This is a genomic window from Streptomyces huasconensis (assembly GCF_021028635.1).
Taxonomy (GTDB): domain Bacteria; phylum Actinomycetota; class Actinomycetes; order Streptomycetales; family Streptomycetaceae; genus Streptomyces; species Streptomyces huasconensis.
Map to the genome: position 1 here is coordinate 5669789 of NZ_CP086119.1, position 14849 is coordinate 5684637.

A 14849-nucleotide genomic window follows, 5' to 3' on the forward strand; every position below is an offset into this window, starting at 1 on the left:
CGGGCCAGGTACATGTCATGACTTTGGCCGGATATTGGCCAGAAGTGGTCCGTTGAGCGTTGGTCAACATACGCAATGCGAACAGGGCCTGGACAGGCGGGGCCCGGCATGTGGACGGCGGCGGCCGGGAACGGGCGCGCCGCCCCGGGGAGTTGTCACCCGGGGCGGCGCCGTCCGTACAGCGGTCAGGTCTACGGGAAAGTGACCTTCCAGCTGTTGATGTAACCGGTGTCCTGCGCGGCCTTGTCCTGGACCTTCAGCTTCCAGGCACCGTTGGCCACCTCGGAGGAGGCGTCGACCGTGTAGGTCTCCTTGACGTTGTCCGCCGAGTCCGAGGAGCTGGTGCTCTTCAGGCGGTACGCCGTGCCGTCGGGGGCCACCAGGTCGACCTGGAGGTCACCGCGCCAGGTGTGCACGATGTCGACGTCGACCTTCAGCGCGCTCGGCGCGTTGCCGGTGCGGCCCGTGACGTTCACCGAGGAGGTCACCGCGGCGCCGTTGTCCGGGATGGCGACGTCGGTGGTGTTCTCGAAGGAGGTGCCGCCCGGCTCCTCGCCGCCCGGCCGGCTGCCGACGTTCACCGCGGCCCAGGCGTGCGCCACGGCCTTGTACTCGGCGCTCGTCGTGCCGTACAGCTCACCGGCGACCGCGAGCGTCCCGGTGCGCGCCGCCGCGTAGTTGGTGGTCGAGGTGAACTTCGTGGTGAGCGCCTTGAACCAGATCAGCGACGCCTTGTCCCGGCCGATGCCGGTCACCGGCTGGCCGTCGGAGGTCGGCGAGTCGTACTGGACGCCGTTGATCTCCTTCTTGCCGCTGCCCTCGCTCAGCAGGTAGTAGAAGTGGTTGGCGACACCCGACGAGTAGTGCACGTCGACGTTGCCGATGCCCGAGTACCACGAGTCCTTGGACGAGCCGTCCTTGCTCGGCTTGTCCATGTAGCGCAGCGGGGTGCCGTCGCCGTTGATGTCGATCTTCTCGCCGACGTAGTAGTCGCCCTTGTCCTGGGCGTTGTTGGCGTTGAACTCGACGGCCGCCGCGAAGATGTCCGAGGTGGCCTCGTTCAGGCCGCCGGACTCGCCGCTGTAGGTCATGTTGCCGGTCGCGGACGTCACCCCGTGCGTCATCTCGTGGGCGGCCACGTCGATGGAGGTGAGCGGCTTGGCGTTGCCGGCGCCGTCGCCGTACGTCATGCAGAAGCAGGAGTCCGACCAGAAGGCGTTGACGTAGTTGTTGCCGTAGTGGACCCGGGAGTACGCGCCGACGCCGTCCCCGCGGATACCGCTGCGGCCGTGCACGTTCTTGTAGTAGTCCCAGGTCAGCGCGGCGCCGTAGTGGGCGTCGGCGCCCGCGGTCTCCAGGTTGGCGGGCAGGCCGTTGCCCCACACGTCGTCGGCGCCCGAGAAGAGGGTGCCGGTGCCGGAGGTGCCGCGGTTCAGGTTGTACGTCTTGTGGCCGCCGCGGGCGGTGTCGGTGAGCGTGTAGTTCGACCCCGACTGGGCCGTGCCCAGGTTCACTTGGCCGCTGTACTGCGTGTTGCCCGTGCCGTTCTCGATGCCCTGCCACTGGAAGAGCTTCTTGCCGGTGGCGGCGTCCGTGACGACGTGCAGCTCGTTCGGCGTGCCGTCGTGCTGGAGACCGCCGACCACCGTCTCGTACGCGAGGACCGGCTCGCCCTTGGCCATCCACACGACCTTGCGCGGCGCCCGGTCCGCCTCCGTCTTCTTCGAGCCCTCGGCCTTCGCGGCGCTCAACGCCTGCTTCTCCGCGGCCGAGGCCTTGACCTCGGCGCTCATGTCGATGCCCGTGAGCCGCGCCTTCGCGGCCTTGGTGACGCCCTCGGTCCTGCCGGACTTGGCGGTGTCGACGACGAGGTCGCCGCCGAGGACGGGCAGGCCGTCGTAGGTGCGCTCGTAGCGGGTGTGGACCGTGCCGTCACGGTCCTTGGTGACGTCGCGGACGACGAGCTTCTCCTTGGCGCCGAGGCCGAGGTCCTTGGCGGTCTCCGCCTTGGTGGCGTTGGCCTTGCGGAGCAGCTCCGCGCGCTGGGCGGGGGAGAGCTTGACGGCGAGCGCGCCGGGGTCGACCTTGCCGAGCTTCTGGGCGGCGGCGGTGGACTTCGCCGCGGGGTCGTCGGCCGATGCGGGGCCCGCCTGGACGGCGACGGCCAGCAGAGCGGCGACGGCGGAGAGGGCGCCTGCTGCGGCGGCACGTCTGTGGGAGGCGTTTCTCAACACGGACTCCTTCTGCGCGGCCGCGGCATGCGCGGCCAGAGCTACCGGGCGGCTGGATCGCCGTCCGGGCAGTGCGGGGGCGGTACGCAGAACTGGGCGGTGCACAACGGGTATTGCGTGAAGAGAAACCGTCGCGTTGTTGAAAGCCGTGCGGCGGTCGAGGGGAAGAGTGGCACCGGAGCCGTGGGTCTGTCAGGAGCGCATCAAGAGTTGGCCGGAAATCGTCCGTTGGCCGGTGAGTTACGTCCACTATCCGGAGCCCGGTGAGAAGCCGCCCTGGTGATGGCGGCACGGTCGGCACGGGGCGGCCCCAAGGGCGGCTTCGGGCCCCTGTGGGCGGCGCAGAGGTGGCGTGAACCGGCGGTGTCCTAGGACGCCGGCCGTCCTCATGGCCCCCTAGCCTGAAAGCCGCACAAACGGCCAAACCCGGAGGTTCCCCCATGAAAATCGCTGTCCTCGGCACGGGTGGCGGCGCCCGCGCCCACATCGCCCGGCTGGCCGGACTCGGCCACGAGGTCCACGTCGGCACGCGCGACCCCCGGGCCACCCTCGCCCGTACCGAGCCGGACATGATGGGCACCCCGCCCTTCGGCACCTGGCTCGCCGGTCACCCCGGGATCAAACTGCACACCTTCGCCGACGCCGCCGCGCGGGGCGAGCTGGTCATCAACGGCATCGACGGCCGCAACGCGGTCGCCGCACTCTCCGGCGCGGCCCGGCAACTGGAGGGCAAGGCACTCGTCGACTACGCCGTTCCCTATGTCTACGACCCCGACATCGAGCACCCCTGGCCCACCCCGTGGGGCGTGATGCCGACGTTCGACCCGTGCGACAGCGACAGCCTCGCCGAACAGATCCAGCGGGCCCTTCCGGAGACCAAGGTCGTCAAGGCCTTCGTCACCCAGGAGCAGGAGACCGTCGTCGACCCGGAGGCCGTCGGCGGCGGTGACCACACGATGTTCGTCGCCGGCGACCACGCCGACGCCAAGCGCGCCGCCACCGGCCTGCTCACCGCCTACGGCTGGACCGACGTCCTCGACCTCGGCCCCCTGGTCGCCGCCCGCGGGATGGAGATGTACGCCCACCTGCACTCCGCGATCGGCTTCGCCCTCGGCTTCGGTACGCGCTTCGGGATCAAAGTCGTCCGTTGATCACGCCACCTCACCCCACCACGCTCTCCCGCCACGCCCGATGCAGATCCGCGAAGGACCCGGTGCCGTCGATGAGTTCGGCCGGGGTGCCGTCCTCCACGACGCGGCCCCGCTCCATCACCAGCACCCGGTCGGCGATCTCCACCGTGGAGAGGCGGTGGGCGATCACCACCGCTGTGCGGCCGCGCAGCACCGTGTGCATGGCGCGCTGCACGGCCCGCTCGCCTGGGATGTCCAGGGAGCTGGTCGCCTCGTCGAGGATCAGCACCGCCGGGTCGGCGAGCAGCGCACGCGCGAAGGCCACCAACTGCCGCTGGCCCGCCGAGATCCGGCCGCCGCGCTTGCGGACGTCCGTGTCGTAGCCGTCGGGGAGCGCCGTGATGAAGTCATGCGCGCCGATGGCCTTGGCGGCGTGCTCGATCTCCTCACGGGTGGCGTCGGGGCGGCCGATCGCGATGTTCTCGGCGACGGTGCCGGAGAACAGGAACGCCTCCTGCGTCACCATGACCACCCCGCGCCGCAGCTCCGTGACGGGCAGGTCCCGCAGGTCGACGCCGTCCAGGAGGACGCGGCCTTCCGTCGGGTCGTAGAAGCGGGCGAGCAGCTTCGCCAGCGTCGACTTGCCCGCGCCGGTCGAGCCGACCACGGCGACGGTCTGCCCGGCGGGCAGCGTCAGGTCGAAGCGGGGCAGCACCTCGCCGCCCGTGCGGTAGGCGAACCGCACGCCGTCGAAGCGCACCTCGCGGCCCGGGTGCTCGGACTGTGAAGCGGGCAGCTCACGCGCGGCGGAGGCGTCCGGCTCCGGCACGGTCGGGGTCTGGGCGAGCAGGCCCGCGACCTTCTCCAGGGAGGCCGCCGCCGACTGGTAGGAGTTGAGGAACATGCCGAGCCGGTCGATGGGGTCGTACAGCCGCCGCAGGTACAGCACGGCGGCGGCGAGCACACCGAGGGCCAGCCCGCCGTCCGCGACGCGGTGCGCGCCCCACAGGACGATCCCGGCGACGGCGATGTTGGCGACCAGGCGGGAGCCGACGACGTAGCGGGCCATCTCCAGGATGGCGTCGCCGTTGCTGCGCTCGTGGCGGCGGTTGAGCACGGCGAACTCCGCGTCGTTGACCCGCTCCCTGCGGAAGGCCCGCACCGGCCGGATGCCGTTCATGGTCTCCGCGAACTTCACGATGACGGCGGCGATCGCGGTCGACCGGTTGCGGTACATCACCCCGGCGCGCCGCTGGTAGAGGCGTACGAGGAGGTAGAGCGGCACGAAGGACGCCACCGCGAGCGCGCCCAGGCCCAGGTCGAGCCAGAGCAGCATCACCGAGATGTAGACGAAGGAGAGCAGGACGGTGATGAGTTCCTGGAGGCCTTCGCTGAGCAGTTCGCGCAGCGACTCCACGTCGGTCGTCGAGCGGGAGATCAGCCGCCCCGAGGTGTACCGCTCGTGGAAGTCGACGCTGAGCGCCTGCGCGTGCCGGAAGATGCGGCCCCGCAGGTCGAGCAGGACGTCCTGGTTGACGCGCGCGGAGGCGACGATGAAGGCGTACTGGAGGGCGCCCGACGCGCCCGCGCACAGCAGATAGCCCACGGCGACCGCGGTCAGCGGGCCGTAGTCGTCGGCGCGCACGGCCGGCACGCCCCGGTCGATGGCGTACGCGACCAGCAGCGGCCCGGCCTGCACGACGGCCTGCTGCACGAGCAGCAGGACCGCGGCGAGGACGACGCGCCCGCGCAGCGGCGACAGCAGCGAGCGCAGAAGCGCGCGGGTGGCGCCGGGCGGTGCGGGCAGGTCGTCCTTGTCGAAGGGGTCCTCGTGCACGGCCGCGGCCTCCACCGGGGCCGGGTCGGCCGTGGGTAGCGGCCGCCTCGGCTCCGCGGTCCGTGACGTGGACGTCGACGACGTGGTCATCGGGTGGCCTCCTCGGCGGCGGCGTCAGTGGTCTCGGTGGCCTCGGCGCCAGACATCAGCCAGGCGTACTCCGCGTTCTCCCGCAGCAGTTCCTGGTGGGTGCCGACGGCGGCGACGCGACCGCCGGACAGCAGGGCGACCCGGTCGGCGAGCTGCACCGTGGAGGGGCGGTGCGCGACGACCAGCGCGGTCGTGTCCGCGAGGACCCGCCGCAGCGCCGCCTCCACCAGCGCCTCCGTGTGGACGTCGAGCGCGGAGAGCGGGTCGTCCAGGACGAGGAAGCGGGGGCGGCCCACCACCGCGCGCGCCAGGGCCAGCCGCTGGCGCTGACCACCGGACAGGCTCAGGCCCTGCTCACCGACCTGGGTGTCGGTGCCCTGCGGCAGGGCGTGCACGAAGTCGGCCTGTGCCACGTCGAGCGCCCGCGCCAACTCGGCCTCCCCGGCGCCGTCCTCGGCGCCCATCAGGACGTTCTCGCCGACCGTCGCGGAGAACAGCGTGGGCTCCTCGAAGGCGACGGCCACCAGCGCGCGCAGCCGCTCGCGCTCCATCGCCGTGATGTCCTCGCCGTCCAGGGTGATGCGCCCACCGCTCACCTCGTGCAGGCGCGGCACCAACGCGGTGAGAGTCGTCTTGCCACTGCCGGTCGCACCGACCAGGGCCATCGTCTCGCCGGGGCGGATGTGCAGGTCGACGTGGCTGAGGACGGGCGGCGCGTCCGGCGGGGCGTCGGGGTACCTGAACTCCACGCCGTGGAAGCGCAGTCCGCCGACTTCCGAGGGGGCGGCACCACCGGGGGCCGCACTGGTGCCGTCGGCGAGGCCGAGGGCGGGTTTGGTCTGGTCGGCGGTCGGTGCCTCGTCCTGGGGTGCGACGGCGGCCTTGGTCCCGCCGACGGCCTCCGCCCCGCCTCCAGGCGTGACGGCGGCGCTGGTCTCGCCAGCGGTCGGCGCCCCCGTGGCCTCGGCCCCTCCGACGGCAGGCGCCCCGCCCCCAGGCACCCCCGCGGCTTCGGTCCCTCCGGCGGCCTCCGCCCCGCCCCCAGGCGCGACGGCGGCCTTGGTCCCCCCGGCGCCCGGAACCCCCGCAGCCTCGGTCCCTCCGACGGCCGGCGCCCCGCCCCCAGGGGCGACGGCGGCCTTGGTCCCCCCGGCGCCCGGGACCCCCGCAGCCTCGGCCCCTCCGACGGCAGGCGCCCCGCCCCCAGGCACCCCCGCAGCCTTGGCCCCGCCAACAACCGACGCCCCGCCCTCCGGCTCCGCGTCCATCACCTCGAAATACCTCTCCGTGGCCGTCGCCGACTCCTGTGTCATCGCGAGGAGGAAGCCGATCGACTCCACCGGCCAGCGCAGCGCCAGCGCCGTCGACAGGAAGGCGACCAGCGTGCCCGCCGACAGGCCGCCGTCGGCGACCCGCACCGTGCCGAGCACGAGCGCCGCGCCGATCGCGGCCTCCGGCAGCGACATGATCACCGCGTAGATCGCCGCGAGGATGCGCGCCTTGGCCAGTTCCGTGCCGCGCAGCGTGTGCGACAGCTCGCGGAAGGCCCGCGCCTGGCTGCGGTGGCGGCCGAAGCCCTTGATGATGCGGATGCCGAGCACGCTCTCCTCGACGACCGTCGTCAGATCGCCGACCTGGTCCTGCGCGCGCCGCGCCACCGCGGTGTAACGCCCCTCGTAGTACGCGCAGACGATCACCATCGGGGCCACGGGCGCGAGCAGCACCAGGCCGAGCATGAAGTCCTGGCCCAGCAGGATGATCACGCCGACCACGATCGTCGCGCCGTTGACCAGGAGGAACGTCAGCGGGAAGGCGAGGAACATGCGCAGCAGCATCAGATCCGTCGTGCCGCGCGAGAGCAACTGCCCCGACGCCCACCGGTCGTGGAAGGCCACCGGCAGCCGCTGGAGGTGGCGGAAGAGGTCCGCCCGCATGGCGGCCTCCACGCTCGCCAGCGGCCGGGCGACGAGCCACCGCCGCAGCCCGAAGAGCAACGCCTCCGTCACGCCGAGCAGAAGCAGCAGGAGCGCCCCGAGCCACACGCCCGCCTCGTCCCCGTCGGCCACCGGGCCGTCCACCATCCACTTCAGTACGAGGGGGAAGAGCAGCCCCGTACAGGAGGCGATGACGGCGACAACGGCCGCGGCGATCAGGCGAGTTCTGACCGGCCGCACGTACGGCCACAGGCGCAGCAGCGACCGGACGGTGGACCGCCCTTTGGCGGGCACCTCTGAAGCGGCAGCTTCCGAAGCGGGCACCTCTGAAGCGGGCGTCTCCGAAGCGGCGGCGTCTGAAGGAGCGGCATCTGATTTCGGCATCATGAGCGAGCCTACGGATCGCCACTGACAGCGCCCACCGAGTTTTGGCCCGGGCGGGGTACTCCGCAGGTCCTAGGTCCGGGCGACCGCCAGGCGCCACGGCCCCCGTGGTCGTACGCCCCCATCGACCGATCGGCCGATGCCTCTTCGAACGCGATGGGCGATACCCGCACACCCGCCCCGACGCCACGTTCCCGTCGCCGCCCGTCGCCTCCCGGCTCGTCGCACGCGTGCGTGCCCCCGGTGACGAGCCGCTGAGCACCCGTGAGAGGGAGGTGCTCGCGCTCGTCGCCAAGGGCACGTCGAACCGCGCCATCGCGGCGGAGCTGTTCATCAGTGAGGCCACGGTCAAGACGCATCTGAGCCACATCTACGGCAAGTTGCGCGTCAAGGACCGGGCCGCCGCGGTGGCCACGGCGTACAGCAGGGGCATCCTCGGCCGAGCGGCCGGGCGGCGGCCGGTCAGGCGGCTTCCCACAGCGCGGGGGTGCTCGGCGGCTCCCAGCCCTGCTGCGCCTGATGCGGCTGCAGGCACCGGTACGTGGCGCCGCCGTACGTCACCGAGTCGCCCGCCGCGTACACCTTGCCGGCAGCCCACGTGCCGCCCGGCTCGGGCTGGCCGGGGCCGGGTCCGGGGTCGCCGCCCCCCGTGGTCCGCAGCGTCAGCCCGAACTGCTGGAGCAGCGGGTTGATCGGCTGGTGGAAGGTCGTGCCGCCGCTGCGGCAGTTGCCCGAGCCGCCCGAGGTGACGCCCTGCGCCTGGCTGCCGGAGATGTACGAGCCGCCCGAGTCACCGGGCTCGGCGCAGACCGTCGTCCTGGTCACGCCGCTGATGGTGCCCTCGGGGTAGGTGACGCTGGTGTTGTGCTGCGAGATCGTGCCGCAGTGCCACCCCGTAGTGGAGCCGGACCGGCAGATCGACGCACCCACCGGGGACTGCGTGGAGCCCCCGACGCCGACCCGCTGGCCCCCCGGGCCCTTCACGTACGGGGTGGCGGTCCACTGCGCGTTCGTGGCGACCCAGGCCATGTCCCTGCCGGGGAATATGGACCCCTGGAAGGTGCCCTGCGCCACGCGGTTGTAGCCGGTGGTCGCCGTGCCCACGCGTCCGCAGTGCCCCGCCGTGGCGAAGCCCTGCTGGGCGCCCTTGGTGACGGAGAAGCCGACGGAGCAGCGCCCGCCCCCCATGTAGTACGGGTCGCCGCCCACCAGGTCGTACAGCGGACGCGGCCGCTCCGCGGTCTCCTCCACGCGTACGAGGCCGGGGTCGACCCCCGCGGCGGAGACGAGGGAGGTGGCGGCGGCGGCCCTGACGGCGCGCACCACGACCGCGTTGGAGCGCACGTCGACGTACCAGACAGGCGCGTCGCGCGTCGCCGTCTTCCGCGCCGCCCGGTCGAGACGGGCTTTCGCGGCGTCGAGGCGTGCCACGGAGTGCCGCACGACCTCGGCGGTCGCGCCGCGCGCCTCGATGGCGGGCACCTCGGCGGCGTCGGTGGTGGCCACGGTGAGCTTCTGGGAGGTGGCGCCGTGCACCCAGGCGCCCGCGAAGGAGCGGCCGAGCGCGTTGCGCAGAGCTCCCGCGTCGGCGCCGGCCTCGGCCTCGTTGACCAGACGAGCCCTGGCCTGCGCCGGCGTCAGGCCGAGGTCGCGCTGCATCGCCTTCAGGACCCCGGGGGAGGTCGTGCCGACGGCGGCGCTCTCGGCGGGGGAGGGCGAGGGGGAGGCGGCGGCCGGGTCGCTCTGGGCGGAGGCGCTGCCGGGCAGCCCAGCGAGGACCAGAGCACTGGCCGCGGCGAACGCGGCACACGCCGCCGTGAGGCGTCTGTGAGCGGTGGGGAGCATGCGGGGGTCTCCTCGGTTCGCGAGGGGGAGGGGGGAATGAGCGGGGAACGAGCGGAAAACTCGCGTGGATCGCCCCACACCGTAGAAGCCTCAACTGCCGCCCAGAAGCTGTCAGTCGACCCCCGTCCCCGGCGTTATGGAAGGCGCCGCGAGCCACGCCGTGTAGCTCTCGCTGCGGGCCGCGGCCTCGGCGTGCGCCGCGCGGGCCTGCGCGAAGACCGCGGCCGCGGTGTCGTGGGCGGGGGCCGCCGGATGCCAGCCGAGCACGTGCCGCCAGTACAGCGGCGTCCCCGCGAGCGCCCGCGTCACCAGGCCCGGCGTCGGCGGGAACGTCGCCCGGCACAGCCCCACCGCCCGCCCCACCTGCACCAGATGGACGCAGGACGCCACATCCGTCTCGTACACCCGCGCGGGGGTGAACCCGGCGCGCGCGCACGCAGCGGTGAAGCAGTCCGCGAAACAGCCGTCGCCCGGCACGTCCGTCCACGCCTCCTCTGCGAGCCACCCCAGCTCGATCTCCTGGTGCCCGGCGAGCGGATGGCCGGTCGGCAGCATGACGAAGACGGGGTCGCGGCCCACCTCCCGCCACACCAGCACCTCGCTCTCCGGCGGCGCGCTCGCCCCGCACGTGCCCACCAGCGCGAAGTCGAGGCTCCCGGCCGCGGTGAGCGCCGCGATCTCCCGCTCCGACCAGGAGGTGTGCGTCGACACCGGCACCCCCGGGTGCGCGGTGGCGAGCCGGTCCACCAGGGCGCCGAGCAGCGGCCCGTGCGTCCCGCCGAGCCGGAACCCGCCGCCGCCCTCCCAGGCCCGCGCGAACCGCCGCGCCTCCTCCCGCAGCCCGTTCACCGCGGGCAGCACGACCCGCGCCCGCGCCAGGACGAACTCGCCGAGCGCGGTGGCCCGCACCCCGTGCCGCCCCCGCTCGAACAGCTCCCCGCCGAGGGCGCGCTCGATCCGCTTCAGCTGCGCGCTCAGCGCGGGCTGCGCCAGCCCGAGCACGGTGGCGGCCTTGGTCAGGCTGCCCGCGTCGGCGATCGCCCGAATCGTCCTCAGGTGCCGCAACTCGAGGTCCATGGGCCGAGCTTGGCGCCCGTCGGGGGGTGCGGCAATACTCCGGTCTGGACCAAGTCCCGGAGGGCAAGCGGAGCGGTGGCTTCCGAAGGTAGGGATCGCATAAGGTCACCGTCGCGAACCAGCCATGATCCACGCGAGGCATGGCCACCGCGGATCGCATCCGGAACCAGAACCAGGGGGATCACATGCGTCGACTCGTACAGGGACTGATGGTGGCGGGCGCGGCCACGGCGGCCGCGCTCTTCGCGGCGGGCCCGGCCACCGCCGCGCCCATCTGGCAGTCCTTCACGCCCAACGCGAACTGGGTCGACTGCTCGACCTCGGTCAACCACCGCGTCTCGGCCAACATCGCCATGCAGACCTGCCTCGTCCGCACGCCGGACCGCACCAAGCAGCAGGCCGTGCTCGTGCTCGCGAACCGGGGCACCAAGGGTGCGAACGTCACCCGCAACAACATCCTGACCTCGTTCGGCGGGAACGCCTCCTGCAACGAGACCCGCCTCGACCCCGGCGAGCAGATCGGCTGCTTCGGCCCGACGGTGGGCACCAAGTGCGACAACAGCAACTCCGCCGAGGCCCTCGTCACCATCAACGGCCTGGAGGACCGCACCAACAGCGCCTCCGCCTACGTCAGGTGTGGCTGACCCGCAGCAGCAGCACCGTCCGCCCCGGCACCGTCACCGCGCCCCCCGCCCGGTGCACGGTGCCCGGCGCCGCCGCCTGCTCCTCCAGCGCCGTGTCCACGACGACCTCGTAGGACCGCGCCCACGGCGGCCCCGGCAGCACGAACTCCAGCGGCCGGTCCGCCGCGTGCAGGACCGCCAGGAAACTGTCGTCGACCACCGGCGCCCCCCGCGCGTCCCGGCCCGGTATGTCCCGCCCGGAGAGATACATCCCGAGCGTCGCGGCGGGCGCGTACCAGTCGGCCTCCGTCATCTCCGTGCCCCGCGGCGTGAACCACGCCAGGTCCCGCAGCCCGTCCGCCGAGTGCGCCCGCCCGGAGAAGAACGCCCGGCGCCGCAGCACCGGATGCCGGTGCCGCAGCTCCATCAGGCGGGCTGTCAGCGCGAACAGCTCACGCCAGCCCGGCTCCTCCCGCAGACTCCAGTCGACCCAGCTGACCTCGTTGTCCTGGCAGTACGCGTTGTTCGAGCCACGCTGCGTACGCCCCATCTCGTCGCCCGCCACGAACATCGGCACGCCGGTGGAGAGCAGCAGCGTCGTCATGAGGTTCCGCAGCTGCCGCCGCCGCAGCGCCGTGACGCCCTCGTCGTCGGTCTCGCCCTCCGCGCCGCAGTTCCAGGAGCGGTTGTCGTCGGAGCCGTCCCGGTTCCCCTCCCCGTTGGCCTCGTTGTGCTTGCGCTCGTAGGTCACCAGGTCCCGCAGGGTGAAGCCGTCGTGCGCGGTCACGAAGTTCACCGACGCGTACGGTCTGCGCCCGCCCCACGCGTACAGGTCGCTCGACCCCGACAGCCGGTACCCCAGATCCCGTACGTCCGGCAGCGCGCCCCGCCAGAAGTCCCGCACCGCCCCCCGGTAGCGGTCGTTCCACTCCGTCCACAGCGGCGGGAAGGCGCCCACCTGGTAGCCCCCCGACCCCACGTCCCACGGCTCGGCGATCAGCTTCACCCGCCGCAGGACCGGGTCCTGCGCGATCACCGCGAGGAACGGCGAGAGCATGTCGACGTCGTGGAAGGACCGCGCCAGCGCCGCCGCCAGATCGAAGCGGAAGCCGTCCACCCCCATCTCCGTCACCCAGTACCGCAGCGAGTCCGTGATCAGGCGCAGTACGTGCGGCTGGACGACCTGGAGCGTGTTGCCGCAGCCCGTGTAGTCCGCGTACCGCCGCGCGTCGTTCGGCTGGAGCCGGTAGTAGCCGCGGTTGTCGATGCCCTTGAGCGACAGCATCGGGCCCAGCTCACCCGCCTCCGCCGTGTGGTTGTAGACCACGTCGAGGATGACCTCGATCCCCGCCTCGTGCAGCGCGCGCACCATCCGTTTGAACTCGCCGACCTGCTGCCCCGCCGTCCCCGACGCCGCGTACGCCGCGTGCGGCGCGAAGTAGCCGATGGAGTTGTACCCCCAGTAGTTCCTCAGCCCCCGCCGCAGCAGATGGTCCTCGTGCGCGAACTGGTGCACCGGCAGCAGCTCGACCGCCGTCACCCCCAGGCGTACGAGATGCTCCAGCGCCGCCGGATGCGCAAGCCCCGCGTACGTGCCCCGCAGCTTCTCGGGCACCCCCGGGTGCAGCTTGGTGAAGCCGCGCACATGCAGTTCGTAGATGACCGAGTCCGCCCACGGCGTCTTCGGCCGCCGGTCGTCGGCCCACTCGTCGTCCGGCGCGTCGTCGTGCACGACCACGCCCTTGGGGACGTACGGCGCCGAGTCCCGGTCGTCGCGCACGGTGTCCGCCACGTGCTGCTGCGGCCAGTCGCGGACATGCCCGTACACCTCCGCCGGCAGCGTGAAGTCACCGTCCACCGCACGCGCGTACGGATCGAGCAGCAGCTTCGCCGGGTTCCAGCGGGCGCCCGTCCACGGGTCCCACCGGCCGTGCACGCGGTAGCCGTACCGCTGCCCGGGGCGCACGCCCGGCACGAAGCCGTGCCAGATCTCGTGCGTCAGCTCGGTCAGCGGACAGCGCGTCTCACCGCCCTCCGAGTCGAACAGGCACAGCTCCACCGATTCCGCCCCGCCCGCCCACAGCGCGAAGTTGGTCCCCGCCACCCCGTCGGGCCCCACCCGGAAGCGCGCCCCGAGCGGCGTCGGCGCCCCCGGCCACACCGGCCGCGTCGGCACCACGCGCCCCGCGGGCCGCCTGCTCCCGTTCACCGCGGGGGCCGGCACCTCGGGCGCGGCGCGCCCCTTCGCCCGTGCCTCCCGCACTGTCCCTTGCTCGGATGCGCTCGACACCTGTCAGCCTCCCGCGGCTCTGTCGGCCGACGCGCGAAGAAGGGCATACGGCGTCCCGGCCGCGGCTCCCCCTACGTCGTCCTCCCCACTGTTCTGCCCAGCGCGCGCGTCGCACTCACGTTTCCCCGGGGGACGACGGTCGTTGGGTCCCACGTGAGACAGGTTGCGAGGCGCGCACGGCGCGCAGGAACCGCGCTGGCCGCGGTGGTGGCATGGGCAGGCCTGCTGGCGGGGGCGGCGGGCTGTACCGCTGGTGGACTGGACACGGTCCTCGGCAAATCGCGCTCGCCCGCGGACACGATCCGGGTGTCGCCCGACGACGGGAGCAAGGGGGTCAAGCCGGACCAACGGCTGACGGTGAAGGTCCCGGGCGGCCGGCTTGAGTCCGTCAGGGTGGTCCGGACGCAGGACGCGCAGAAGTTCGAGGTGCCCGGCCGCATCAGCGTGGACGGCATGAGCTGGCGGCCGGTGGACAAGGGCCCGCTCGCGGTCGCCGCCACGTACGCCGTCGACGCCGTCGCCCTGGACAGCCACGGCCGCCGCTCGGCCCGGCACACCACCTTCCGCACCGCCGTCCCCGACGAGCGCTTCGTCGCCTACGTGGCGCCCGAGAACCGCGCCACGGTCGGCACCGGAATGATCGTCTCCCTGGAGTTCAACGAGGAGGTCCGCGACCGCGAGGCCGTCCAGCGCGCCATCAAGGTGAGCGCGCGCCCCGCCGTCGACATCCGCCCCCACTGGTTCGGCCGCACCCGGGTGGACTTCCGCCCCGAGAAGTACTGGAAGCCCGGCACCGAGGTCACCGTCGCCCTGCGCCTGCGGGACGTCGAGGCCGCCCCCGGCATCTACGGCCTCCAGGACAAGACCTTCGCCTTCACCATCGGCCGCCACCAGGAATCCCTGGTCGACGCCGCCGAGCACACCATGAAGGTACGCCGCGACGGCGAGCTGATCTCCACCGTGCCGATCACCGCGGGCGCCTCCAAGACCCCCACGTACAACGGGAAGATGGTGGTGACGGAGATGCTGGAGGTGACCCGCATGAACAGCCGCACCGTCGGCTTCGGCGGCGAGTACGACATCCCCGACGTGCCGCACGCCATCCGCCTGACGACCTCCGGCACCTTCCTGCACGGCAACTACTGGGCGCCCGACGCCCCCGGAGAGACCAATGTCAGCCACGGCTGCGTCGGCCTGCGCGACGTGAAGGGCGGCAGCCCGAAGACGCCCGCGGGCTGGTTCTTCGACCGGACCCTCATCGGCGACATCGTCGAAGTGGTGAACAGCAAGGACAAGAAAGTCGCTCCCGACAACGGCCTCGGCGGCTGGAACATGGAGTGGAAGGACTGGGTGAAGTCGGGGTGACGGGCGGCTGACCAAGATCCATCCGCACCCCACGGGCAGTTGG

Annotated in this window: 9 protein-coding genes and 1 pseudogene; 4 read left to right on the forward strand and 6 right to left on the reverse strand. The window is 72.7% G+C overall.

Going from position 1 to position 14849, the window contains the following annotated elements:
* Window positions 1-191: 191 nt before the first annotated feature.
* Window positions 192-2234 carry a M4 family metallopeptidase gene (locus tag J2N69_RS25910; RefSeq protein WP_408056798.1) on the reverse strand — a complete coding sequence of 681 codons (2043 nt, stop codon included), beginning with the start codon at window positions 2232-2234 and terminating at the stop codon, window positions 192-194.
* Between the two features lie 437 nt (window positions 2235-2671).
* Between J2N69_RS25910 and J2N69_RS25915 the strand changes: the two genes are divergently transcribed.
* A complete protein-coding gene (locus J2N69_RS25915) occupies window positions 2672-3382 on the forward strand; it encodes an NADPH-dependent F420 reductase (protein WP_230902871.1) in 711 nt (236 codons plus the stop codon).
* Between the two features lie 10 nt (window positions 3383-3392).
* Here the strand turns inward: J2N69_RS25915 and J2N69_RS25920 are convergent, their stop codons facing one another.
* Together J2N69_RS25920 and J2N69_RS25925 are read right to left on the reverse strand one after the other, a co-directional pair.
* Window positions 3393-5288 carry an ABC transporter ATP-binding protein gene (locus J2N69_RS25920; RefSeq protein ID WP_230902872.1) on the reverse strand — a complete coding sequence of 632 codons (1896 nt, stop codon included), beginning with the start codon at window positions 5286-5288 and terminating at the stop codon, window positions 3393-3395.
* Window positions 5285-7606, reverse strand: a complete 2322-nt coding sequence (locus J2N69_RS25925; protein WP_230902873.1) for an ABC transporter ATP-binding protein — start codon at window positions 7604-7606, stop codon at window positions 5285-5287. Before J2N69_RS25925 ends, J2N69_RS25920 begins: the two co-directional genes overlap by 4 nt.
* 188 nt (window positions 7607-7794) lie before the next feature.
* Here J2N69_RS25925 and J2N69_RS25930 point away from each other — a divergent pair.
* Window positions 7795-8046 (forward strand): annotated as a pseudogene (locus J2N69_RS25930) (response regulator transcription factor); the annotation flags it as partial.
* A gap of 22 nt (window positions 8047-8068) precedes the next feature.
* Here the strand turns inward: J2N69_RS25930 and J2N69_RS25935 are convergent.
* Window positions 8069-9451, reverse strand: a complete 1383-nt coding sequence (locus J2N69_RS25935; protein WP_230902874.1) for a carbohydrate-binding protein — start codon at window positions 9449-9451, stop codon at window positions 8069-8071.
* A gap of 111 nt (window positions 9452-9562) precedes the next feature.
* Window positions 9563-10528 carry a LysR family transcriptional regulator gene (locus J2N69_RS25940; RefSeq protein ID WP_230902875.1) on the reverse strand — a complete coding sequence of 322 codons (966 nt, stop codon included), beginning with the start codon at window positions 10526-10528 and terminating at the stop codon, window positions 9563-9565.
* Between the two features lie 185 nt (window positions 10529-10713).
* On the opposite strand from J2N69_RS25940, the gene J2N69_RS25945 reads away from it, so the two are divergent.
* Complete coding sequence (locus J2N69_RS25945) at window positions 10714-11172, forward strand: hypothetical protein (protein WP_230902876.1); 459 nt, start codon at window positions 10714-10716, stop codon at window positions 11170-11172.
* On the opposite strand, the gene glgX is transcribed toward J2N69_RS25945, so the two are convergent.
* The gene (gene glgX / locus J2N69_RS25950) at window positions 11159-13441 is read right to left on the reverse strand and encodes a glycogen debranching protein GlgX (RefSeq protein WP_230902877.1); all 2283 of its coding nucleotides are present in this window, start codon (window positions 13439-13441) and stop codon (window positions 11159-11161) included. The two genes, J2N69_RS25945 and glgX, sit on opposite strands and share 14 nt — an antisense overlap.
* Window positions 13442-13648: 207 nt before the next feature.
* On the opposite strand from glgX, the gene J2N69_RS25955 reads away from it, so the two are divergent.
* On the forward strand, window positions 13649-14806 hold the full coding sequence (locus J2N69_RS25955) for a L,D-transpeptidase (protein WP_230904872.1): 1158 nt from the start codon (window positions 13649-13651) through the stop codon (window positions 14804-14806).
* Window positions 14807-14849: the final 43 nt, after the last annotated feature.